Here is a 22,922-nt window from a genome sequence, read left to right on the forward strand (position 1 = left end):
GCAGTGACCTCGTTGTCTTGGGTTTACGCCGCACCGGCGAGGCGCGCGGCCTCGGCCAGGTCGACGGACACCAGGCGGCTGACGCCCGGCTCGCGCATGGTGACGCCGCTGAGCTGATGGGCGGCCTCCATGGTGGCCTTGTTGTGGGTGACGAACAGGAACTGCACCTGCTCGCTCATTTCGCTGACCATCGCGGTGAAACGACCGACGTTGGCTTCGTCCAGCGGCGCGTCCACCTCGTCCAGCAGGCAGAACGGCGCCGGATTCAGGCGGAAGATCGCGAACACCAGCGCCACCGCGGTCATCGCCTTCTCGCCGCCGGACAGCAGCGAGATGTTGGAGACGCGCTTGCCCGGCGGCCGGGCCATGATCGCGACGCCGGTGTCGAGCAGGTCCTCGCCGGTGAGTTCGAGATACGCATGACCGCCGCCGAACAGCCGCGGATAGAGTTCCTGCACGCCGGCGTTGACGCGGTCGAAGGTGTCCTTGAACCGACCGCGGGTTTCGCGGTCGATCTTGCGGATCGCGTCTTCCAGCGTTTCCAGCGCGGTGGTGAGGTCGGTGTTCTGCGCGTCGAGGTATTCCTTGCGCTGCGCGGCCTCGGCGTGCTCCTGGATCGCGGCAAGATTCACCGGTTCCAGGCGCCGCAGCTTGGCGTCGAAGTCGGTGACGATCTTCTCCCACGCGCGCGGGTCGGCGTCTTCGGCGAGCGTGTTGAGCACGTCTTCGACGACGAAACCGGCGGACACCACCGCTTCGGCCAATTGTCCGGCCTTCAGCGACAGCGCCTGCTGGTCGAGCCGGCGCTGCGAGATCGCCTCGCGCTGACTCACCGACTGTTCGTCGCGCTGATGCCGGGTCTGTTCGTAGCCGCGCAATTCGTTGTCGACGCCGTCGAGCGCCGCGCGCGCCGCCGCGAGATGCCGCTCGGCGAGCACGCGCTGTTCCAGCGCGGCCTGGCGTTCGCGTTCGAGCGCGACCACCGGCGCATCGCCTTCGGACAACTGCGAAGCGAGTTCGGTGAGCCGGCTGTCGAGCTGGCCGCGCTGGCCGCCCATGCGATCCAGCGCCTGCGCCAGCGCCACGATCTGCGCGCGCTGCGATTCGAGGCTGAGCGCCAGCGCATGCGCGGCATCGCGCGATTCGCGCGCGGCCTGGCGTGCGCCATCGCGGGCTTCGCTCAGCGTGCGGCGTTCGGCTTCCAGCGCCTGCCGCGTGCTTTCCAGTTCGCCCATGCGCGAGACCGCGTCTTCGAGACGTGAGCGGGCTTCGCGCGCCTGCTGTGCGCTGTTGTCGATCGCTTCGATCAGCAGGCCGAGATCGGCGTCGATCTTGTCGATGCGGGTCCGGGCGGAATCGAGTTTGCCCTGCTGGCTCTGCAACTGGCCGGCCAGTTCGGACACGTTGCGGTGCGCCAGATACAGCGTGCGCTGCGCGTCTTCGCGCTGCTGCTCGGCGGCCAGCAGTTGATCGCGCAGGCTGGCGATGCCGCGGTCGAGCCCGGCTTCGCGCTGCTGCAGCGTTTCGATCTCGGCGCGCAGGCTCTGGATCTCGCGTTCGCGCAGCAGCGCGCCCTGTTTGGCCGCGCCGGACCGGACCACACGCACCCAGCCGGCGCCGATACGTTCGCCCTGACGGGTGATGACCGATTCGCCGTCGCCGAGCGACGCCAGCAGCGCGCGCGCATCGCCGAGTGTTTCGGCGACGTGCAGCTTCGACAACATGCGCCGGATCGCCAGCGGGCCCTGCACTTTCGCGGCCAGCGAGGTCGACGCGAACGCCGCCTCGCCGGTGTCGCCGGACACCAGCGCGATGCGGCCTTCGCCGAGTTCGCCCAGCGCATCGACGAGGGTCTCGGGCGATTCGACCAGCACGCCTTCGATCAACTGGCCCAGCGCGCCTTCGACCGCGTTTTCCCAGCCGGATTCGACCTGCAGCACTTCGCCGACGCGCGCGGCGGAATCCAGACCACGCTGTTTCAGCCACGCCACCGCAGCGCCCTGCTCCTGGCCCAGCGCCGCATGCTGCAGCGTTTCCAGCGACGACAGCCGGCCGCGCGCGGCCTGGGTCTGCTTGCGCACGTCGGCGAGTTCCGCCTGCGCGTTGCGCACCTGGTCCTGCAGGCCGAGCACCGCGTCCTTGCGCGCTTCGAGATCGGCGGTCATGCCTTCGAGCGCGAACTTCTTCTCATCGTGCTGGAGCTGCAGGCCGGCGAACGCTTCGGCCAGCGCATTGACATCCAGCGCGCTGCGTTCATGGCTCAGATGTTCGCGACGACGCTCGGCGTCCAGCGACTGGCGGTCGAGGTAATCGACCTTGGTGCGTTCCACGTCGGCGGCGCGCGCGGCTTCGCTCTGCGCGCGGCTGTGCGCGTCCCAGCGCTGCTGCCAGTCGGCGAGCTTCGCCTCGGCGTCGGCCAGCGCCTGCTGGCGGTCGGCGTCGGCGTCCTTCAGCGCGTCGAGCCGGGGTTCGGATTCCTCGATGCCGGCGCGCAGCGCGTCCAGGCGGTTCTGGTCGGTTTCGATGTGCAGGCCGATTTCCGACAGCGCCTGCTGGGCTTCGTCGCGGGCGCGCTGCAGACGCTGGGCCAGTTCGCGCTGATGCGCGATCTGCTGTTCGACTCGCGCCAGCGTACCGCCGACTTCGTAGCCTTCGGCCTGGGCCTTGTTGAGGGCGTCGGCGGCGGCCTCGCGGCGTTCGCGGCCTTGTTCGATCAGGCGTTCGGCCTCGCGCTGGTCGGCGATGATCTGCTGCAGCCGGGTCTCTTCCTGCATCAGTCCGTCGCGCAGCGCCTGCAACTGGGTGTCGAGCACGCGGAATTCCAGCGCTTTCCACTCCGCGTCCTTGATCCGGCGCTCCGCCTGGATCGACTGGTACTGCTCGGCCTGTTTCGCCTGCCGCGCGAGATGCTGCAGCTGTTTGCCGACTTCTTCGCGGAGGTCGTTGAGGCGATCGAGGTTTTCGCGGGTGTGGCGGATGCGGGTCTCGGTTTCCTTGCGGCGTTCCTTGTACTTCGAAATGCCGGCGGCTTCTTCGAGATAGACGCGCAGATCCTCGGGCCTGGCCTCGATGACCTGCGAGATCATGCCCTGCTCGATGATCGAGTAGCTGCGCGGGCCGAGGCCGGTGCCGAGGAACAGATCGGTGATGTCGCGGCGGCGACACTTGGTGCCGTTGAGGTAGTAGTTGCTCTGGCCGTCGCGGCTGACCTGGCGCTTGACCGAGATTTCGTTGAACGCGGCGTATTCGCCGGTGATGGTGTGGTCGCTGTTGTCGAAGATCAGCTCGACCGTGGCCTGCGACACCGGCTTGCGCGCCGAACTGCCGGAGAAGATCACGTCGGTCAACGAGTCGCCGCGCAGGCGGCTGGCCGCGCTCTCGCCCATCACCCAGCGGATGGCGTCGATGATGTTCGACTTGCCGCAACCATTCGGACCGACCACGCCGGTCATGTTGGTCGGCAGGTGCAGCGTAGTCGGGTCGACGAAGGACTTGAAGCCGGAAAGCTTGATCGTGGAAAGACGCATGCGCTGTTCGGAGGCTCCACCCGCCCGACCGGGCGGGGCCGGCGCTGGCGAAGACAGGAAAAAAGTTGAAGAGGAGGCGCCAAGCGATTGATTTTGCTGGCGACAACACGGCATGACTGCCGCGTCGTCACCGCAGTATATAGAACGCCGCGACCGGGGAAACTCAACCGGCGGCGGGCAGCCTCAGGCCGGTGGCGGGGTCGAAGAAGTGCGATTGTCCCGGGGCCACGCGCAGGCCCGCGATGCTGCCGGGTGCCGGCAGATCGTCCGGCGCGAAGCGCGCCACCAGCGGGTGCTGGCCGAAACGCAGGTAGGCGAAGGCTTCGCTGCCGACCGGCTCCAGCATGTCGAGCCCGGCGCCGAAGTCCGCGGCCTCGCCGGGTGCGCACAGGAGAAGGTGTTCCGGACGCAGGCCCAGATCGACCTCGCGCCCCAGCCACGATGGATCGATGTCCCCGCCCGGCAGCGGCAGCATCAGCCCTTCCGAGAGCGCCAGCCCGGGCTTGCCGCCCTCCGCGACCAGCCGGCCGCGGAGCAGGTTCATCGCCGGACTGCCGAGGAAGGTCGCCACGAACACGTTCGCCGGTCGGCGATACAGCGCCATCGGCGTGTCGATCTGCTGGATCTCGCCGTCCTTCATCACCACGATCCGCTGGCCGAGGGTCATCGCTTCGACCTGATCGTGGGTGACGTACACCATGGTCGCGCCGAGGCTGCGATGGAGACGGGCGATCTCGGTGCGCATCGATGCGCGCAGCTTGGCGTCGAGGTTCGACAGCGGCTCGTCGAGCAGGAACACCTTCGGCTGGCGCACCAGCGCACGGCCCAGCGCCACGCGCTGGCGCTGGCCGCCGGACAGCGCAGCGGGGCGGCGCTGCAGCAGCGCGCCCAGTTCCAGGGTCTCGGCGGCGGCGCGGATGCGTTCCTCGATCTCCGCTTTCGGGCAGCCGCGCAGGGTCAGGCCGAACGCCAGATTCTCGGCGACCGTCATGTGCGGATAGAGGGCGTAACTCTGGAAGACCATGGCGATGTCGCGGTCCTTCGGGGCCACGTCGTTCACCACCCGGCCGTCGATGCGCAACGCGCCGTCGCTGATCGCTTCGAGGCCCGCGATCATCCGCAGCAGCGTGGACTTGCCGCAGCCCGAAGGCCCGACCAGCACCAGCAGTTCGCCGTCCGCCGCCTCGAAGCTGGCGCCGGCCACGGCGACGTGTCCATCCGGGTAGACCTTGCGGAGCCGATCGAGCGCGACAGTCGCCATCTTCCGTCCTCGTGAGGGGCTTGCGTCACACCTTCTGCGACGACCGGTCGCGCGGAGGGTTTGCGAAGCCCGAAGCTTGCTGTAGTCTTCATGTAACCGTTTACATGATGCCACCGAAGGCCCGCCCGAGGAACCCCGCCATGGCCCAGCCCGCCGACGCGCTGCCCAGCAATTCGCGATACCAGTTCCCGAAGGGTTTTCTCTGGGGCGCCGCCACCGCCGCCCACCAGATCGAAGGATCGCCCATGGCCGACGGCGCCGGGCCCAGCATCTGGACCCGCTTCGCCCACACCCCCGGCATGACCCTCAACGGCGACAACGGCGACATCGCCTGCGACCACTACCGGCGCTGGCAGGACGACGTGAAGCTGATGCGCGACCTCGGCCTGCAGGCCTACCGCTTCAGCGTGTCGTGGTCTCGGATCCTGCCCGAGGGCACCGGCCGGGTGAATCAGGCCGGCCTCGACTTCTATTCGCGGCTGGTCGATGCACTGCTCGAAAACGGCATCGAACCGCTGCTGACCCTGTACCACTGGGACCTGCCGGCGGCGCTGGACGACAGGGGCGGCTGGCTCAACCGCGACTGTGCCGACTGGTTCGCCGAATACGGCCGTGTGCTGTACCGCGCGCTCGACGGCCGGGTGAAGAAGTGGGTGACGCTCAACGAGCCGTGGGTGATCACCGACGGCGGCTACCTGCACGGCGCGCTCGCGCCCGGGCATCGCAGCAGATACGAAGCGCCGATCGCCAGCCACAACCTGATGCGCGCCCACGGCGCCGCGGTGCAGGCGTATCGCGCCGAGGGCAAGCACGAGATCGGTCTGGTGGTGAACATCGAGCCGAAATATCCCGCCAGCGAGAGCGAAGCGGACGCCGCGGCCACCCGGCGCGCGCACGCCTACATGAACGAGCAGTACTTGCATCCGGCACTGCTCGGCCGCTATCCCCCGGAGCTGAAGGAAGTCTTCGGCGACGCCTGGCCGGACTTCGATCCGGAAGACTTCAAGCTGATCGTGCAACCGCTGGATTTCGTCGGCATCAACTACTACACCCGCAGCGTCACCCAGGCCAACGACAGCTATCCGCTGAAGGCCGGTGCGGTGCGCCAGCCGCTGGCCACGTACAGCGAGACCGGCTGGGAAGTGTTCCCGCAGGGCCTCACCGATCTGCTGCTGTGGTTCAAGAACACCTACGGCGACCTGCCGGTGTACATCACCGAGAACGGCGCGGCGTTCTTCGATCCGCCGGTGGCCGAGAACGGCCACGTCTGCGATCCGTTGCGCATCAACTATCTGCACAAGCATCTGCGCGCGATCCACGATGCCATCGACGCCGGCGTGGACATCCGCGGCTACATGGTGTGGTCGCTGCTGGACAATCTCGAATGGTCGCTCGGTTATTCCAAGCGCTTCGGAATCGTCCACGTGAACTACGGCACCCAGGAACGCACGCCGAAGGACAGCGCGCTGTGGTACTCACAAGTCATCGGCAGCCACGGCCGCAAGCTTGATGAGCCGTCGCCCTACTGATCCTGCACTACCGCTTCCGTCCAACCGACCCCGGCCTTACCGATTTTCTCTGCACCCCCTCCCCCCTCCTTGGGCAGGTGCGCCGACGACACAGATTTCTGGTCGTCGGTTTTTTTTGCCTGGCCGCGACCATTCGATCGATCATGGCGCACGAACATCCATCGTGACATTCCTGAACCCGGCAGCTTTGGAGAAACCGCTCATGGACCACCACAACGATCGCATCCGTGCGAAGAGCATTCGGTACAAGGATATTGTCGACGCAATCATTTCCGGACAATCCCCATCGCTCACCGGCTTCGCGGAGGACGACGAGGATCTCGAAGACTTCTGCGACAACTGCGACGCCTGTTTCGACGCGCATTTCTATCGCACGCTAATCACCGGATTTTCCTCCGGAAAGTCCAGCGCCGACCAAGTGAAGCAGGACATGCAGAGATGGAGATATTCCAAACTGCATGATGAAGCGCTCGCGGGTCTCGCCAGGCTTCCACGACTTGTATTCGCGAGAACTCCGGCCACAACCTCGGCGCCGCTCGCCTACCTAGATCAGAGCATTTTCTCGATTGCGGCGAGGGAAAGCGACTATTTCCTCAAACTCATGGCGTTGAAGGGGACAGGGATCGGGTTCGTGCACAGCCCATCGCACGCGGAGGAGATCGCCAAAATCGCGAAACCCGAAGACAGGTCCCGCCTCATCGACGTCATCTCCCGCTTGACGGACAACATGAGCCTGCAGCCTGACACGGGCGGTCGCTCCATCAAAACATTCCTCGAAGCGCCTGAAATCGTCGTATCCAGGGTCGACAACACCCGAAAGGCCAGCGACGCCGTCGAGCGGATGAAGACGCTGAAGGACGAAGACAGAGCACTTTATTTCAGGCATTACGACGCGCAAGATAGAAGGAGATCGCTCGGAAACACCAAGGATATCTTCGAGTCCATGGACGACGCCGAATTCTCGCGGTTGACGCATGCAAGCGGGTTTTCTCAGAAATCCGACTTCAAGAACATGAAAGATCACAACCGGATCAGGAGCGCGGTCTACGCCCTGCACGACGCGATGGACCTCATGGCGTACAAGCAGGACAAGGCGGACCGACAGCAAAGAAGCAGCGTCCACGATATCGAACACTTGATATACGCATCGTGCTGCCGGTATTTCGCCACGAACGATTCGAACTTGAAGGCGAGAGCAGAGGAAATCTATCGATTCATGGCGCTGCCGGTTCTGGTACTCGGGAAAGACGACATTTTCTCGATCGCGACCCCGCCGCGCGACACTGGGCAATCGGGCGTGTGACGCTCAGCGCGATTCGACGACCACCGCCCGCGCGCCAGCCGGGATCCACAACTCGTCGCCGCGCCATTCGGCCGGCCGCCCATCGATGGTGGTGCGCCCGGGCCGAGCATCGCCCAGTGGCCACGGTAGCGCGGCGCCACCGGTGGGCAGTTCGCTGCCCGCTTCCAGCATCAGCAGCAGGCGCTCGCCGTCCCGACGGAGCGCGTAACCGAACCCGCCCTGCGGCGTGCGCAGGCCGTCGATCGCGATGCCCTCGCCCGCCAGCCACGACGCCGGGATGCCCGCCGCGAGCACCAGCCGGTCGTCGGCCTCGCGGTAATAGGCGAACATGTCCAGCGCCGAGCGCATGAAATCCGAGGCCACCCACGCATGCGGCAGATCGCCGAGGAAGAAGGGTTTGCGCGGCGTGCGCGAGACCACTTCGCCCCACTGGTTCCAGCCGCGCGGCGCGCGGTCGTCGAAGAAGAAGCGCAGCGCATCCCAGGCCCGTTCGCGCCAGCCCAGGCGCACGAACGCACCGACGTTGCGCCATTCGTAGGGCGTGTAGTCCTTCCACGCGCGCTGGCCGTCGCGACGCTGCACGAACTCGCGCCAATAGCGCTCGAAGGTGTTGCGCAGCAGATCCTGCGGCAGGCGATGCTGTTCGCCGCCCGGCGCCAGCGCGATGGTGGTCGAGGTCGGGTCGAAATCGCCGAGTTCCGCGGCGCCCGGCAGGTAATCGATGCCGTGGCGCGCGGTCGCCGCGCGCAGCGAGGCGTCGAGGTCCGCGCGGAATTCGTCGCGGGCCGGGGCCATGCGCGCTGCCTCGTCGCGCTCGCCGAGGCGCTCGGCGATCCACACCGCGTCCTTGTAGCCGCGCAGCGCCCAGAAATTGTCCCAGTACGAATGCATCGGCTTGGCCGAATAACCTTCGTGACTGATCGAGACCGGCATCATCCCGTAGAACGCGGGATCGACCGCGCGGTTCGCCTCGGTGCGCTCGCTGGCGCGCAGCGTTTCCATGTAGCCGAACGCACCGCGGACGTGCGGCCACATCCGGCGCAGGAAGGCATCGTCGCCGGTGTGGCGGGCATAGTCGGCGATGGCGAAGATCAGTTCGCCGTGGCTGTCGTTCTCCGGCACCGGATCGCTGCCGCGGTCGTCGACGCAGCACGGGACCTTGCCGTTCTCGAACTGGAACGGCGCATACCAGTCGAGGTATTCGAGCACCGCATCCTCTCGGCCCATCCGCAGCAGACCCTCGGCGATCATCGCGCCGTCGCGGATCCAGCTTCGCGCGTACGAGCGCGTACCCGGCTGCAACCGCGGGCCGATGCGCGAAATCAGCTGATGCGCGAGCGATGTGCGCAGGGTGTCGACCAGCGGCCGGCCTTCCTCGGGCACGACGAAACGCACGCCGTCGAGCTTCGCGCGCCAGCGCCCGGCCACGACCGACTGGCGCTGTTCCGCGACGCAGGGAGCCTGTTCGCAGAACGGCTCGCCCGACATCGGAATCACGACGGCGACCTCGCGCGATTCGCCCGGCGCGAGCCGCCAGCGATACAGCATCGCGCCCGACGCCAGACCGGTCGGATCGTCCACGGCCTGGGCCGACGGCAGGCGCGCGGAGGCCAGATGCTCGGCCGCCATGCCGGCATCGAACGGCGTCGCGAACGCGGCGTCCGGCGCGCGCTGCGCATACACGCGCGGGCGGCCGTCGACGCGCACGACGCCGTCGTTGGAGAAGGCCAGCGAAGCGATCCGGCTGACGCCGCCGGTGGTGTTGAGGAACTGGCTCGGCGGATTCACCTGGAACGGCTGCACCGCGAGCGCCAGCGTGTAGTCGTGCGCGGTCGCGCCCGGATTGCGCAGCACGTAGCGCGCGACGATCTGCGTGCGCCGGCCGGACGCATCGCTGTCGACGAATGCGGTCGTGCGCAGCTGCGCATCGGGATGCGACCAGTCGACGCTCGGGATCGGCAGATAGCCGTCCTGCAGCGACTGCGACGCCTGGACATCGGCCCAACTCAATGATGCTTCGTCGACCCGCAGGAACGGCTCGATGCTGAAACCACCCTTGGCGACTTCGATCGCGCCGTCCTCGCCGATCAGCCCCTGTTCGAGACCGCCATCGACGCCAAGGATCGTCCAGTACGCCTGTTCGCCGCTGAATCCGCGCGGGAATCGGCCGCGCGGCCGATCCTTCGCCACCCAAGCGACGAAATCGTTGGGCGTGGCCGCGAACGCGAGCGGTTCGACGCGGACCTCGGCGAGTGCAGTTGTGTGCGCATCGTCGCCGCGGACTTCGATCGCGAGATGGCGCGTCTCGGATTCCGGCAGCGCGATCCAGTCGCGGCCGCCGTCGCTGCCCACGACCTCGCGCAGCGTGCGCCAGACGCGACCGTCGTCCGACGCGAGCACCGCGTAGGCGGCTGGCTGCGCGCCATCGGACCAGTCCAGGCGCAGGCCGCCGAATTCGGTGGATGCGCCGAGGTCCAGCGACAGACGCTGTCGGCCGCGCGCGCGCCACGCCGTGGACGGATCGCCATCGACCGCCTTCGCCGCATCGCGGCCGGCGGCCGTCGCGCGCGCCGATGCGATCTTCGGCTCGGTCGCATCCGGCGGCAGCGCGGTGAAGCGCAGATCGTCGAAACAGACGCGGCCCTTGCCGCCGGCGCTGTTGTTGAGCGTGAACTCGAGTTTCGCGCTGGCGCGCAGCGCGGGATCGGCGCCCGGCCCCCAGGCCTTGCCGATCTGCCTGCGCTTGTAGCGCACGGCAGTCCAGTCGCGCGGGAACGCGTAGCGCGGGCGATTCACCCACCAGACGTTGTCGCCGCTGGCATCGATGAGCTTGAACTGCAGATCGTTCGCCGGCGACTCGCCGCGGATGTTGAAATCGAACCGGTAGTTCTCCGGGTAATCGATGGCGACATCGCGCTGGAGGCCGACGTACCCTGACACGCCGTTGAAATCGTAGTCGAGGCAGAGCGCGCCGCCGTCGGCACGGAGGGTGCCGCTGACCTGGGTGGAGGCGATGACGCGCCACTGCGCGGGGTCGTCGAAGGTATCGAGCGTATGCCCGTGGTCTTTCGCCTGGGCACTGCCGATCACTGCCAACAGGCAAACCATCATGTAGCGGTGGAAGCTATCTGCCATCGAATCGTTCTCTCGTTGCGTAGGCAAAGCCTCGAAGAAGGCCTGAACCATTCGTCGCCCCGGCGAAAGCCGGGGTCCAGCTTTTCGGGAATCGAGCGGCGAAAAAATCATCACGGCTGGATCCCGGCTTGCGCCGGGATGACGAACTCATTTTTCGGAGGCGGCCTGGAGTGCGTTGCCGTCCATGGCGCAGCGCCATGGGCTGCGGATGGCCCGGCCACACGCACGAGTGCGCGCAGAGCGTTCGATGCCATCCATGGCGAAACGTGACGGGCTGCGGGTCGCCCGGCCCGTGCATCCATGCACGGGCGTTCGCTGCCACGCGCGCCGGTGGCGCGCAAACGTGGCCGCTCACCCCTTCACGCTCCCGAGCATCAGGCCCTGGATGTAATAGCGCTGCAGCATCAGGAACAGCAGCAGCACCGGCAGCACCGTGAGCACGGCGCCGGCCATCATCATCTCGACGTCCTGGATGTGTTCGCGCGAAAGCGAGGCCAGCGCGACCGGCAGGGTGTAGTTCGACTGATCGGTCAGCACGATCAGCGGCCACATGAAATCGTTCCAGCTGCCCATGAAGGTGAAGATGGCCAGCGTCACCAGCACCGGCTTGAGCATCGGCAGCACGATCGAAGCGAAGATCCGCCACTCCCCCGCCCCGTCGATGCGCGCGGCTTCGATCAATTCGTCCGGAATCGAGCGCGCGTACTGGCGCACGAGGAAAATGCCGAAGATCGACGCCAGCCCCGGCACGATCACACCGGCGTAACTGTTCACCATCCCCATCTGTTTCAGCATCAGGAACAGCGGCAGCATCGCCACCTGCGACGGGATCACCAGCGCGGCCAGCAGCAGCTTGAAGATCCGTTCGCGCCCGGCGAAGCGCAGCTTGGCGAACGCGTAGCCGGCCATCGCGTTGATCAGCAGCGACAGCAGGGTCATCGCGGTCGAGACCAGCACGCTGTTGAGGAAATAGCCGCCCATGCCGATGCGTTCGAACAGCGCGCGGTAATTGTCCAGCGTCGGCGCCGACGGCAGCAGCGGCGGCGGAAAGCGGCTGGCGCCGCCGGTCGGCATGAACGAGACCGACAGCATCCACAGCAGCGGCGCGAGGCTGAGCAGGGTCAGCGCGAGCAGCCCGGCATGGACCAGCCACGCGTGCGTGCGCGAGTCGCCGACCACGCGACCGTTGCCGGCGCTCATACCAGTCCCTTCCTGCGGCCCAGCCGCATCATCAGCGTGGTGATCGCGAAGATGATCAGGAACAGCAGGAATGCGACCGCCGACGCGCGGCCGAGATTCCACCAGCGGAAGCCTTCCTCGAACATGAAGTACAGCACGCTGACCGTGCTCTGCAGCGGATCGCCACGGGTCATCACGTAGGGTTCCGCGAACAACTGGAAATAACCGGCGACCGTGATGACGCCGACGACCATCAGCACCGGGCCCAGCATCGGCAGCGTGATGTGCCAGAACTGCCGGCGCCGCGACGCGCCGTCGATGCGCGCGGCTTCGTAGAGATCCTGCGGGATCGCCTGCAGCCCCGCGAGGAAGATCACCATGTTGTAGCCGAAGTTCTTCCACACCGCGAGCAGGATGATCGTGGGCATCGCCCAGTCCGGATCGCCCAGCCAATCCACCGGCGCGATGCCGACATGCCCCAGCGCCCAGTTCACGAGGCCGTAGCTGGTGTGGAACAGATAGCGCCAGATCACCGCCACCGCGACCAGCGTGGTGACCACCGGCGCGAACAATGCCGTGCGGAAGAACGCGCGGAAACGCGTCACCGGTGCGTTCAGCAGCAGCGCGGCCCCCAGCGACACCGTGATCGACAGCGGCACGCCGACCAGCACGAAATAGAAGGTGTTGCCCAGCGATTTCCAGAACAGCGGCGTCTGCAGCAATTCGAAATAATTGTTTAGACCGACGAAGCGCAGGTTGTCCCAGTCCGCCAGCGCGTAGAGGTCGAAATCGCTGAGACTCAGGAACAGCGCGGCCAGCACCGGCAGGCCGAAGAACACCGCGAGCACCGCCAGCGCCGGGCCGACGAAGGTCCAGGCAGCGAGCGACGGCCTCACGGCGCCGACTCCGCGCCCGCGGCGCGGCGCGCTTCGACCCAGCGCCGCTTTTCGAGCATGGCGTCGACGCTTGCATCGAGCCGGCGCACGGCGGCGTCCTGCGACTGCCCCCCGCGCACCACGCGTTCGCTGGCGAGCCGCATCTCCTGCACGATGCGCTCCCACTCCAGCACTTTCGGCGTGGGCTTCACGCGTTCGAGCTGGTCGCGGAACGCCGCGGCATAGGGATCGGTGCGCAGCGACGGATGTTCCCAGGTGCTGCGCCGCGGCGGCAGGTCGCCGATCTCGGCATGGAACTTCTGCTGGATCTCGGGCCGCGACAGGAATTCGACGAAGGCCCAGGCCTCGCGCTTGCGCGGCGACTGTCGGAACAGCACCAGGCTGGTGCCGCCGGCGATGCCCGCACCAAGACCATCCGGACCGGGCAGCGGCGCGGTGCCCCACGCGCCCTCCAGCCCTTTCGGCGCCCGTTTTTTGAATTCGCGGATATTCCACGGCCCGGAAACGTAGAACACGAACAGGCCGTTGAAGAATTCGTCCCAGACGTTGGAGATCTGGGTCTCCGACATCGGCGGCGCCAGATCGGCTTCGAACATGCCGGCGTAGAACGCCAGCGCGCGACGGAACCCCGGACTGTCGAGATTGCCCTGCCCGTCGCGCAGCAGCGGATCGTCCTGCTGCAGCGCGAGCGACAGCAACTGCTCGAACTCGTTCAACGGCAGCAGCACCGCATAGCGATCCTTGCCGCGCTGACGCTTGATCGCGGTCATCGCCGCCATCCACTCGTCCCAGGTGCGCGGCGGCGCGTCGTAGCCGGCGGCGGCGAGCAGATCCTTGCGGTAGAACATCAGTCGCGTGTCGACGTACCACGGCACACCGTAGAGCCGGCCGTCGACGACATTGGTGTCCCAGATGCCCGGGAAATAATCGTCCGGCACCACGACCTTCGATGCGCGCACATAGGGTTCCAGCGGCGCCAGCGCGTTCAGCTCCGCGAATTCCGGCACCCAGGTGTTGCCGAGCTGGCAGATGTCGGGCAGCGCATCCGCGGCGTAGGCGGTGAGCAGCTTCTCGTGTGCCGCCGTCCATGGCACCTGCTGCAGTTCCACCCGCAGTCCGGGATGCTCGCGCTCGAACTGCGGAATCAGCGCACCGACCACTTCCGCCTCGCGGCCCATCGCCCAGAAGCGGATCGTCGTTCGCTCGTCGGCGCGGCGGCACCCTGCCGTCGCCAGCACCACGCAGAAGATCGCGATCAGGATGCGCATGCGTCGACTTTAGCGCGCCGGAGCGACCGGCGCGGCCGGCGCCTCCAGCCACCCGCCGCGGAAACCCGCGCGCTCCAGCCCGCGGCGAATGTGCGGATTGCGCTTCATCACGTTCCAGACGAAACCGTCGCGGTGGTTGGCGATCATCGCGAGGACCGGCCCCTGGTCGATGCCCAGATAATCGCTGGCGAACCAGCCCTTGCCGGGCACGACCTTGCCCGTGACCAGCGCCACGTCGTATTCGAAGCTCGGGTTGAACGCGTCGAGGAACCCATAGCGACCGTAGAGATCGTCGCCGTAGCGCGCGCGCATGGCTTCCGCGGCGGGAATCACCAGATCCGGCGCGAACGGCAGCGATGCCAATGCCGCGGTCGGCGCGAGCGTACCGTCGTCGAAACCGTCGACCGGCCCGGGACCCCGCGCGCTGTAACCGCGGAATTCGCGCGTCTGCCCGCGCCAGGTCTGGCGCGTGCCCTGCGGACCATCGCTGGCGGTCAGGCCCCAGACCTTGTCATCGTAGCCTTTCCAGTCCATCGGATTGGCCACCGCGTAGGCGTGCTGCGCCAGGGTCGCGCGCCGGCTGTTCTCGAAATAGTCGAGCCCGCTGTCGCGCAGGCTCTTGTCGCGCATGTACGCATCCCGGATGCCGCGGAAATCGATCCAGACGTGACTGTATTGATGACCGAACTGCGGCCCGAAGCGCAGATGCGTCTGCCCCTGGAATTCGCCCCAGTTGCGGTCATAGCTGCGGGTCCACGCAGTCCAGGCTTCCGGTTCCACCGGATGCGTGGGCGAGCCCAGCGCCAACACATAGACCAGCATCGCTTCGTTGTAGCCCTTCCAGTCGTGATCGATGAAGGACTGCGTCTCCGGATTCCAGCCCATCGAGATCAGCGGCGCGCGCGGCCGCATCCAGTCCCATTCCACCCGGCCGTACAGCGTCTCGGCGAGACCGCGGATCTCGCGCTCGCGCGCGTCGTCGCCATCGTAGTAACTCTGCGCGAACAGCACGCCCATCATCATCAGGCCGGTGTCCACGCTCGACAGTTCGACCCACTTGTCGAATCGCTGCCCGCTGCGCATGTCGAGGAAGTGATAGTAGAAACCGCGGTGACCCGAACGCCCCACGGCTTCCGGACCCATCGGCGCATCATGCAGGAACCGCAGCGTGGCGAGCGTGCGCTCGGCCGCCTGCCCGCGGGTGATCCAGCCCCGCTCCGCGCCGATCGGATAGGCCGTCAGCGCGAAACCGATCGCCGCGATGCTGGAGAACGGCCGCGAGGGATGACGATCCGGCGCGAGCCCGGTACCCGCTTCGGTCGTTTCCCAGAAATAGTCGAACGTGCGCCGCTCGATGTCGTCGAAGACCGGCGGCAGCGGCGTCGCCGCACCGGAAAAAGAAGACGCCGTCGGGAGCGCAGGCGTCGCCGGCCCGGGGGCGTGCCGGCAACCTGCGAGGAGTGCGAGAGAGAGGCACACGCCCATCCCGGCGACGATGCGGCAGCGAAGGCCGAACGCAAAACGATTCAAACGATGCTCCGGTATCGAGGGAGGGAACGGCCGCCCGTCGCGTACGGACGGCCGTTGTCGACGATCATTCGACGATTACCAGACCAGACCGAAAGACAACTTGAAGGTGCGGGTCGGACGCTCGATGCCGTCGCCGGTCCGGCGCCCGAAGTTGGCGTCCGGACTTCCGTCCCAACCGCGCCAGTTCGAGTATTCACCAGCGCCGTAATTGCGCCAGTTGAAGACATTCAGGAAATCGCCCCGAACGCGAAGCTTGATGTCCGAACCGGTATCCCATTCCTTCTGCAGCGCGATGTCGAGCTGCTTGTAGGCGATGGTGCCATCAGGACGGAACGGATCGAAATAACAGTTTCCGGTAACGGTCACTTCGTAGCAGTTGATCGCTTCGACGGCTTTTGGACTGGCCAGGGTGAGCTTTGCAGAAGCCGTGATGCCCCAGAAGTCGGCGATGCCCGTCGCCACCAGACGGTGCTTGGAGACGCCCAGCGCATCCGTGAAAGCCACACCGTCGAGGTTCGGATAGTCGAACGAGAACTGATCGGAATTGCTGCGATTCTCTTCTGCATCACTGTAGGTATAGGCCAGGCTCACTCCCCAGTGCGATTCGCGCGTGTAAGGTTTCTCCAGGGAAAGAAGCAGCGAATTCAGGCGCGTCTCCACCGCGTTGTCGCCGAGGAAGAATCGCCCCCAGCCCGGCAGCGACTCGCCCCAGGGCTGACCGCCCCAGTCCAGCGCGGGATTGTTGCGGAACTCGCCGTTGGGATAGCGGTTGCCCATGGTGAAGAGGATGCCGTCGTGGCTGCGGATGTGGAGCAGCGTTACGGAAGAATTCCAGTCGTGTCCGAACAGCTGGAACGCATTGCGCATCCCGATACTGAACTGATCCGAATACGGGGTCTTCAGTTCGTTGTTGATGAGGAAGACCTCGGCACCGTTCGAAGTACCGGCGACCAGTGCGGCCAGGTTGGCAGGATCGAGATAGCTCGGATCCCAGTTGAAGCAGGTCGGTCCGACGGTACAGGTATGGCCGGGCGTATTGAAGTTGAGCTCATAGCGCTGGAACGCGAGACGGTACTTCTCGTAGGACAGATAATCGAACTGATTGCGATTATAGGAGCGGCCGGCACCGCCGAAGATCACATGCCGCTCGTCGCCGCCGATGTCGTACGAGAATCCGATGCGCGGCTGCCAGGCGTCCTTGAAGGCTTTCCTGTTTTTGCCGGTGCTGATGTAGTCGTTGTAGTCGTAGTCGACGTTGCCATTGTTGATGTTCGGCCAAGCCTGCAGCGCAGAGACGAGGCCGGCCGGCGTGACGTGATCTTCGTAGCTCGGAGTTCGCTCGTAGTCCCAGCGCAGGCCAAGATTGAGCGTCAGCTTGTCGGTCACTTCCCAATCGTCCTGCAGGTAGATTCCGAATTGCTTGCTGTTTGACTCGACCTTGGTCGGATAGCCGTTTCCGGAAGCGGAGAACTGCACGAAATACGGTACGGTCAGGCTGCGCAGGCCATCGTATCGGAACTGCGGTGTGTACGGACTCTGTTCGAACGCGGAGATATCGATCAGCTTGTACTTGACGCCGAACTTGACAGTGTGTCGATCCCATCCCGTGAAGGTGAAATCGTTCTGCAGCGAGTACCCTTTCTGGCCCTTGTCCTGGAAATCGCCGCCGCCACCGCGGCGAATGATCTGGTCCATCCCGGGATTGTTGTTCGCTTCTTCACCGGCCCGCGGAATGAACAGCAGGTAGCCGTTTTCCGTCGAAGCGGTGCGCGGCGCGAAATTGGCGTCCTCGAAAGTCAGATGCGCGTCATTGACCCAGTTCGCAGTGCTCCACTGCCAACGCAGATCGGCGCGCGTCTCATCGCCGGTCTTGAGCGTACCGCTGGAGGACAGGTTCTGGCCGCCGATGTTGGTCAACTCGTCCTCCTCTCGACGCTTGAGCGTCAACTGGAGCAGATGTTCCTCGGAGAGGGACCAATCGAGCTTGCCGAAGTAAAGGTCTTCGCGGAAGGGAGCATTGGTGGTATTGCGCGCTTCGTCGCGGAATTGCGGCGGCAGATCTTCGATCTCGAAATTGCGCCCCGGATCGATCTGGCGCGGATCGTCGCGATCCTTGGCCTCGTAGGCCAGGAAGAAATGCAGACGATCGCGGAGGATCGGTCCTCCGAAGGACACGCCGTACTGGGTATCCTTGCTTCGCGGCTTGCGATCGAGACCCTTGTCTTCGCGCACGGTGCGGGACACCCACTCGCTGGCGACGTTGTCCCAGAAAAAGCTGCCCTTGAAATCGTTGGTGCCGGATTGAGTGACCGCGGTGATCGCAGCGCTGCTCAACTGATCGTACTCGGCCTTGTAGTTCGAAGTGATGACCTTGTACTCGGCGATACCGAGCTGCGGAAACGGATTGCCGCGACTGGAATCCTGGCCGGTGATGCCTCCCTTCAGGATGTAATCTTTCTGGCCAACGCCATCGACGTAGACATTGATTCCATTGGACAGCTGCGCGCCGCTGCGCAGCGAGGTCGAACCCTCGTTTCCGGTAGTGAAGACCACACCCGGAACAATATCGGCGAATGCAAGGAAGTTCCGCGAATTCTGCGGCAACGACTCGATCTGCTTCTTGCTCACATACGTCGCCACTTCCGAGGTCTTGGTCTCGGCCAGCACGGTGCCCACCACGACCACGGTGTCGAGATCGCCTTCGGGTTTCGCGTCGTCGGCGTCCAGCGTCACCGTTTCGCCCACGCGCAGGGTCACGTCGTGGGTGGAAGTCTGTCCGCCGGATTCGACGCTGATGCGGTAGGTGCCGGGCGGCAGGCCGACCAGCGAATAGCCGCCGCTGCCGCCGGCCTCGACGCTGCGGCTGAAGCCGGTGGCGACATTGGTGGCGGTGACCTTGGCATCGGCCGCGGCCTGGCCGCGGACCGTGGCGCCGGTGGACTGCGCGAACGCGGCGGGGGCGCCGAACAACAGGCAACTGGCCAACGCGCAGCTCAGCAGCGAACGCTGGAACCGTTGGGGTGTCTGACGACGTGGTTGGTTCATGACTTCGCCCCTCCCGAGGGCATGCTGACTTCTTGAGTTGTTCTGGAAACGGATGGAACCGAAGCGGAATCCACAAGCTGTAACCGGTTACATCCTCGATCAAAAAAAACCGCAATCCTTTCCCTCACTCGCGACCCGAAGCCCCCCTCGCCGCCTTCGGCTCGCTGGATTCGCGCACGATCAATTCCGGCACCAGCGGCACCAGCCGCGCGCGCACATCCTGGCCTGCGTACACATCGAGCAGCACGCGCATCGCATGCGCGCCGAGCTCGGCGATGTTCACGCGCATCGTGGTCAGCGACGGCATCACGTAGCGCGCGAGCGGGATGTCGTCGAAGCCGGCCAGCGCGATCTCGTCCGGCACCCGCACGCCCGCCTGGCTGAAGGCGAACAGGCAACCCAGCGCCATCATGTCGTTGGCGGCGAACACCGCCTGCGGACGCTGCGCGGCCGCCAGCAACGCCTGTCCCGCGGCATGGCCCGAGGCTTCGCCGAAATCGCCCGGCACCACCCATGGCTCGGCGGACGCATCGGCGGCGAGCAGTGCGTCGCGATAGCCGCGCAGACGCTCGTAGGCGTCGAAGTTGTTCGGCGGCCCGGCGACGAACGCGATGCGGCGATGCCCGGCCGCGAGCAGATGTTCGACCATCGCCCGCGCGCCGCCGTAGTTGTCGATGCCGAACGCGATCTGGTCGGTATCGGTCGGCTGCGAATTGATCAGCACCGCCGGCAGCGCGGCGAGATTCTCGCTGAGGAAATCCAGATCGCCGGCGTGCGGCGACATCACCAGCAAACCGTCGACGCGCCCGCGCATCGCACGCAGCGCGGAGGCCTGTTCTTCCGGATGGCCGTGATAGCTCGACACCAGCAGATGCAGACCGCATTCGCGCGCGACCAGATCGATGCCGCGCATCAGTTCGGAAAAGAATTCGCCGTGCAGATCCGGCAGCACCACGCCGATGGTGTGGGTGCGCCGACTGCTGAGGCTGCGCGCGGCGTGGTGCGGGCTGTAACGAAGTTCGTGGGCGACGGCCAGCACGCGGCGGCGCACGCCCTCGGTGACGTTGTCGTGACCGTTGAGCGCCCGCGACACGGTGGCCACCGATACCTTAGCCAGTCGCGCCACATCTCTGATCGTCACACTGGATGCCATCGCCCGGTTCCCTGCTGACGGAGTTCGTCTCAGGGCAATGTAACCGTTTTCACAAAACCATGTAAAGCCATGTCAAGGCATCGATGCGATATCTCGAGGACAGCGTCCAACCGATTGATCCATCGACGTTTTTACTGGCGGCGCGGACCCTCATGCGATGCCGGAAAAATGCTGCGACGCAGCATCATTCGCTCGTCGCCCGAATCGAAAGCGCATGGATATCGGTCTGCATCAATCCGCCGAGGGCGGCGTAGACCGCGCGGTGTCTGGCGATCGGGGTCATTCCCGCGAACGCAGGGCTGACCAGGTGCACGCTGAAATGTCCGCGGCCGTCGCGGGCGCCTTCATGGCCGGCATGGCGATGGCTGTCGTCGATCACCTCAAGCACCGTCGGCGAGAACGCGGCTTCGAGCAGTCGACGGATGGCGTCGACACGGGCCTCGCGCGGCAGCGGACCGACGGGTACGCCGCCGCTCATGGCAACACCTGCCGGAACGGGCGAACCTCGACGCGGACATAGACGCCGGCATCGACATAGGGATCCGCATCGGCCCAGGCGCGCGCCGCGGCGAGGGTTTCGAATTCGGCGATCACGATGCTGCCGCTGAACCCCGCCGGGCCCGGGTCTTCGGCATCGATGGCGGGACACGGGCCAGCCAGGAGGAGACGGCCTGCGTCCTTCAACGCATTCAATCGGGCCAGATGCGCCGGCCGCGCCTGCAGGCGGGCGTCGAGCGATTGCGGGGCGTCATAGCCCTCGATGGCGTACCACATGCGAATGGATCTCGATCTTCTGGATAGACAAGGATATATCCGTGGGCCGGGTGGGTCGCGCTGGACAGCCGGCCCCCCAGCCCGTACTCTTGGCCCATCGTTTCGAGGCCGGCCGTGTCATGCCCTCGATGGCGTGCAGAAGCCGCAGCGCGGCTTCCCGCCCCCGACCGAGGTTCTCTGTCACCCCCATCCGGCCCCCGGCCTGCGCCAGACCCGTTCGCGCCACCCTCAGGTCAGGGTGGGTGCCGTGGTCTTGGTCGTTGCCTTCGATCCGCCCCGCATGACCCGCGCCCACCCGAACGGGACATGCACCCGCAACTTCAGCCGTTGCACGCCCGGCCCGCGGTCCGCCGCTCCCCTGGTCGACATCGGCGATGTGTCGCCCGCCGTCCGCGATGACGACGACGCCACGCCCTCGCGGTCGCACGATGCGGCCGCTCCCGCGTCGCCGAACGCCGACCCGCCTCCTCGTCGATCGCTTCCGCCGTCGAATGCCAGAACCCATGATCTTCCCGTCGAATGAGCACTGAAACCGCGCCCGACGCGCCTGCCGCGATGCAGGACGACGCGGTCGTGCCGCAGGCTCCGCAATCTCAGGCGCCCCCGCCGCACGCACCGCAGCAGCACGAGATGCGGCTGGCGACCGTGCTCGGCCAGCCGGTGCTGCAGATCCCGCAGGATCTCTACATTCCCCCGGACGCACTGGAAGTCATTCTCGAAGCCTTCGAGGGCCCGCTCGACCTGCTGCTGTATCTCATCCGCCGCCAGAACCTCGACATCCTCGACATCCCGGTCGCGGAGATCACCAAGCAGTACGTGGACTACATCGGGGTGATGCGCGAGATGCGCTTCGAGCTGGCCGCCGAATACCTGGTGATGGCCGCGATCCTCGCCGAGATCAAATCGCGGATGCTGTTGCCCCGCCCGCCCAGCGACGAGAACGCCGAGGACGATCCCCGCGCCGATCTGGTCCGCCGGCTCCAGGATTACGAACGCTTCAAACAGGCCGCCGAAGACCTCGACGCCCTGCCCCGCATGGATCGCGACACCTCGCCGGCGGCCGCCTTCGTGCCGGACCGCAGCAGCGTGAAACTGCCGCCGCCGGTACAGCTCAAGGAGATGCTGCTGGCCCTGCACGACGTGCTCAAGCGCGCCGAGCTGTTCACCGGACATTCGATCAAGCGCGAAGCCCTGAGCGTCCGCCAGCGCATGACCGACGTGCTGACCCGCCTCGGCGACGGCAGCTTCCACCGCTTCGAATCGCTGTTCGAGCCGCGCGAGGGCAAGCTCGGTGTGGTGGTCACCTTCCTGTCGATCCTCGAACTGGCGAAGGAGCAGTTGCTGGACATCGTCCAGGAAGCGCCGCTCGCGCCGATCTATCTGAAATCGCTGGCCGCGGGCGAACACGGCGACGCCGTGGTGCCCGATCTGAGCAGCGAATTCGACGACGACGTGCAGGAACCGGCCGCGGCTCCGCTGGCCGACGGCGACGTCCGCCCATGACCATCCGCATCGCCGCCCGGCATCGCGCGCGACGCCACTCCCGCTGACGAACGAACCGCATGGATCAACACTTCATCACCCGCATCGTCGAGGCCGCCCTGCTCGCGGCCAGCCAGCCGCTGACCATCGTGCAGCTGCGCGGCCTGTTCACCCTCGACGAGCCCGCGCCGGAAGGCAGCATCGAACAGGCCCTGACCGACCTGCGCGCCAGCTGCGAGCAGCGCGGCATCGAATTGGCCGAAACCGCGTCCGGTTATCGCTTCCAGGTGCAGTCCGATGTCCATGCCTGGGTTGCGCGGTTGTGGAGCGAGCGCCAGACCAAGTACACCCGCGCCACGCTGGAAACGCTGGCGATCATCGCATACCGCCAGCCGATCACCCGCGGCGAGATCGAGCAGGTTCGCGGCGTGGCGGTCAGCAGCAACATCATCAAGGCGCTCGAAGAACGCGAATGGATCCGCTCGGTCGGCCATCGCGACGTTCCGGGCCGCCCCGAACTGCTCGGCACCACACGCACGTTCCTCGACTACTTCGGACTGAAGAGCCTCGATCAGTTGCCGCCGCTGTCCGAACTCAAGGATTTCGGCGAACTCGATCCGCAGTTGTCGTTCGAGGATCCGGACGCGCCGAAACCCGCGGCCATCGTCGCCGGCGTGCAGGACGACGCCGAACCCGACGATGGGGACGGTGACGATGCGGGCGGCGACACGACCGACCAGAACGAAGACACCGGCGAAGACGCCGGCGATGCCGTCGACGACGACACTTCCTCCCGATCCCATCCCCACGACGACGCACCAGCGCCCGTCGACACCCACA

General features: G+C 66.2%; 14 protein-coding genes and 1 pseudogene. 4 read left to right on the forward strand and 11 right to left on the reverse strand.

Annotated elements, in window-relative coordinates; all coding sequences use genetic code 11:
- Nucleotides 1-23 precede the first annotated feature (23 nt).
- Both smc and ABD974_RS13525 read right to left on the reverse strand, forming a co-directional pair.
- A complete protein-coding gene (gene smc, locus ABD974_RS13520) occupies nt 24-3,527 on the reverse strand; it encodes a chromosome segregation protein SMC (protein WP_345303861.1) in 3,504 nt (1,167 codons plus the stop codon).
- Nucleotides 3,528-3,690: 163 nt separating this feature from the next.
- Entirely contained in the window at nt 3,691-4,788 is a 1,098-nt protein-coding gene (locus ABD974_RS13525) for an ABC transporter ATP-binding protein (RefSeq protein ID WP_345303862.1), read from the reverse strand.
- 140 nt (nt 4,789-4,928) lie between these two features.
- Between ABD974_RS13525 and ABD974_RS13530 the strand changes: the two genes are divergently transcribed.
- Both ABD974_RS13530 and ABD974_RS13535 read left to right on the forward strand, forming a co-directional pair.
- Nucleotides 4,929-6,317: a GH1 family beta-glucosidase gene (locus tag ABD974_RS13530; protein ID WP_345303863.1), complete on the forward strand. Its 1,389-nt coding sequence runs from the start codon at nt 4,929-4,931 to the stop codon at nt 6,315-6,317.
- A 163-nt stretch (nt 6,318-6,480) separates the two neighbouring features.
- Nucleotides 6,481-7,620 (forward strand): hypothetical protein, encoded by a 1,140-nt coding sequence (locus ABD974_RS13535; RefSeq protein WP_345303864.1) that lies wholly within the window; start codon nt 6,481-6,483, stop codon nt 7,618-7,620.
- A 3-nt stretch (nt 7,621-7,623) separates the two neighbouring features.
- On the opposite strand, the gene ABD974_RS13540 is transcribed toward ABD974_RS13535, so the two are convergent.
- From ABD974_RS13540 to ABD974_RS13580, 9 genes are all read right to left on the reverse strand, one after another.
- Nucleotides 7,624-10,755: a discoidin domain-containing protein gene (locus ABD974_RS13540; RefSeq protein ID WP_425562694.1), complete on the reverse strand. Its 3,132-nt coding sequence runs from the start codon at nt 10,753-10,755 to the stop codon at nt 7,624-7,626.
- Between the two features lie 351 nt (nt 10,756-11,106).
- Nucleotides 11,107-11,955 carry a carbohydrate ABC transporter permease gene (locus tag ABD974_RS13545; protein ID WP_345303865.1) on the reverse strand — a complete coding sequence of 283 codons (849 nt, stop codon included), beginning with the start codon at nt 11,953-11,955 and terminating at the stop codon, nt 11,107-11,109.
- Entirely contained in the window at nt 11,952-12,830 is an 879-nt protein-coding gene (locus ABD974_RS13550) for a carbohydrate ABC transporter permease (RefSeq protein WP_345303866.1), read from the reverse strand. Before ABD974_RS13550 ends, ABD974_RS13545 begins: the two co-directional genes overlap by 4 nt.
- On the reverse strand, nt 12,827-14,098 hold the full coding sequence (locus ABD974_RS13555; RefSeq protein ID WP_345303867.1) for a sugar ABC transporter substrate-binding protein: 1,272 nt from the start codon (nt 14,096-14,098) through the stop codon (nt 12,827-12,829). The genes ABD974_RS13550 and ABD974_RS13555 overlap by 4 nt, the downstream gene beginning before the upstream one ends.
- Nucleotides 14,099-14,107: 9 nt before the next feature.
- On the reverse strand, nt 14,108-15,583 hold the full coding sequence (locus ABD974_RS13560; protein ID WP_345303992.1) for a glucoamylase family protein: 1,476 nt from the start codon (nt 15,581-15,583) through the stop codon (nt 14,108-14,110).
- A 120-nt stretch (nt 15,584-15,703) separates the two neighbouring features.
- Nucleotides 15,704-18,673 (reverse strand): TonB-dependent receptor, encoded by a 2,970-nt coding sequence (locus tag ABD974_RS13565; RefSeq protein WP_345303868.1) that lies wholly within the window; start codon nt 18,671-18,673, stop codon nt 15,704-15,706.
- A gap of 124 nt (nt 18,674-18,797) precedes the next feature.
- Entirely contained in the window at nt 18,798-19,826 is a 1,029-nt protein-coding gene (locus ABD974_RS13570; RefSeq protein ID WP_345303869.1) for a LacI family DNA-binding transcriptional regulator, read from the reverse strand.
- A 184-nt stretch (nt 19,827-20,010) separates the two neighbouring features.
- The gene (locus ABD974_RS13575; protein ID WP_345303870.1) at nt 20,011-20,304 is read right to left on the reverse strand and encodes a BolA family protein; all 294 of its coding nucleotides are present in this window, start codon (nt 20,302-20,304) and stop codon (nt 20,011-20,013) included.
- Complete coding sequence (locus ABD974_RS13580) at nt 20,301-20,600, reverse strand: YciI family protein (RefSeq protein ID WP_345303871.1); 300 nt, start codon at nt 20,598-20,600, stop codon at nt 20,301-20,303. The genes ABD974_RS13575 and ABD974_RS13580 overlap by 4 nt, the downstream gene beginning before the upstream one ends.
- Before the next feature lie 555 nt (nt 20,601-21,155).
- Here ABD974_RS13580 and ABD974_RS13585 point away from each other — a divergent pair.
- Together ABD974_RS13585 and scpB are read left to right on the forward strand one after the other, a co-directional pair.
- On the forward strand, nt 21,156-22,103 hold the full coding sequence (locus ABD974_RS13585; RefSeq protein WP_425562704.1) for a segregation and condensation protein A: 948 nt from the start codon (nt 21,156-21,158) through the stop codon (nt 22,101-22,103).
- A 59-nt stretch (nt 22,104-22,162) separates the two neighbouring features.
- A pseudogene (gene scpB, locus ABD974_RS13590) lies at nt 22,163-22,900 on the forward strand (SMC-Scp complex subunit ScpB); the annotation flags it as partial.
- Nucleotides 22,901-22,922 lie beyond the last annotated feature (22 nt).

Source organism: Lysobacter hankyongensis (assembly GCF_039543145.1).
GTDB lineage: Bacteria > Pseudomonadota > Gammaproteobacteria > Xanthomonadales > Xanthomonadaceae > Lysobacter_I > Lysobacter_I hankyongensis.

Excerpts from the sequence above, each read along its gene's own strand:
- ABD974_RS13555 (WP_345303867.1), bottom strand. The coding sequence starts at position 14,098 with ATGCGCATCCTGATCGCGATCTTCTGCGTGGTGCTGGCGACGGCAGGG.
- ABD974_RS13570 (WP_345303869.1), bottom strand. The coding sequence starts at position 19,826 with ATGGCATCCAGTGTGACGATCAGAGATGTGGCGCGACTGGCTAAGGTA.
- ABD974_RS13585 (WP_425562704.1), top strand. The coding sequence starts at position 21,156 with ATGCAGGACGACGCGGTCGTGCCGCAGGCTCCGCAATCTCAGGCGCCC.
- ABD974_RS13545 (WP_345303865.1), bottom strand. The coding sequence starts at position 11,955 with ATGAGCGCCGGCAACGGTCGCGTGGTCGGCGACTCGCGCACGCACGCG.
- ABD974_RS13560 (WP_345303992.1), bottom strand. The coding sequence starts at position 15,583 with ATGGGCGTGTGCCTCTCTCTCGCACTCCTCGCAGGTTGCCGGCACGCC.
- ABD974_RS13575 (WP_345303870.1), bottom strand. The coding sequence starts at position 20,304 with ATGAGCGGCGGCGTACCCGTCGGTCCGCTGCCGCGCGAGGCCCGTGTC.
- ABD974_RS13525 (WP_345303862.1), bottom strand. The coding sequence starts at position 4,788 with ATGGCGACTGTCGCGCTCGATCGGCTCCGCAAGGTCTACCCGGATGGA.
- ABD974_RS13540 (WP_425562694.1), bottom strand. The coding sequence starts at position 10,755 with ATGGCAGATAGCTTCCACCGCTACATGATGGTTTGCCTGTTGGCAGTG.
- smc (WP_345303861.1), bottom strand. The coding sequence starts at position 3,527 with ATGCGTCTTTCCACGATCAAGCTTTCCGGCTTCAAGTCCTTCGTCGAC.
- ABD974_RS13565 (WP_345303868.1), bottom strand. The coding sequence starts at position 18,673 with ATGAACCAACCACGTCGTCAGACACCCCAACGGTTCCAGCGTTCGCTG.
- ABD974_RS13580 (WP_345303871.1), bottom strand. The coding sequence starts at position 20,600 with ATGTGGTACGCCATCGAGGGCTATGACGCCCCGCAATCGCTCGACGCC.
- ABD974_RS13530 (WP_345303863.1), top strand. The coding sequence starts at position 4,929 with ATGGCCCAGCCCGCCGACGCGCTGCCCAGCAATTCGCGATACCAGTTC.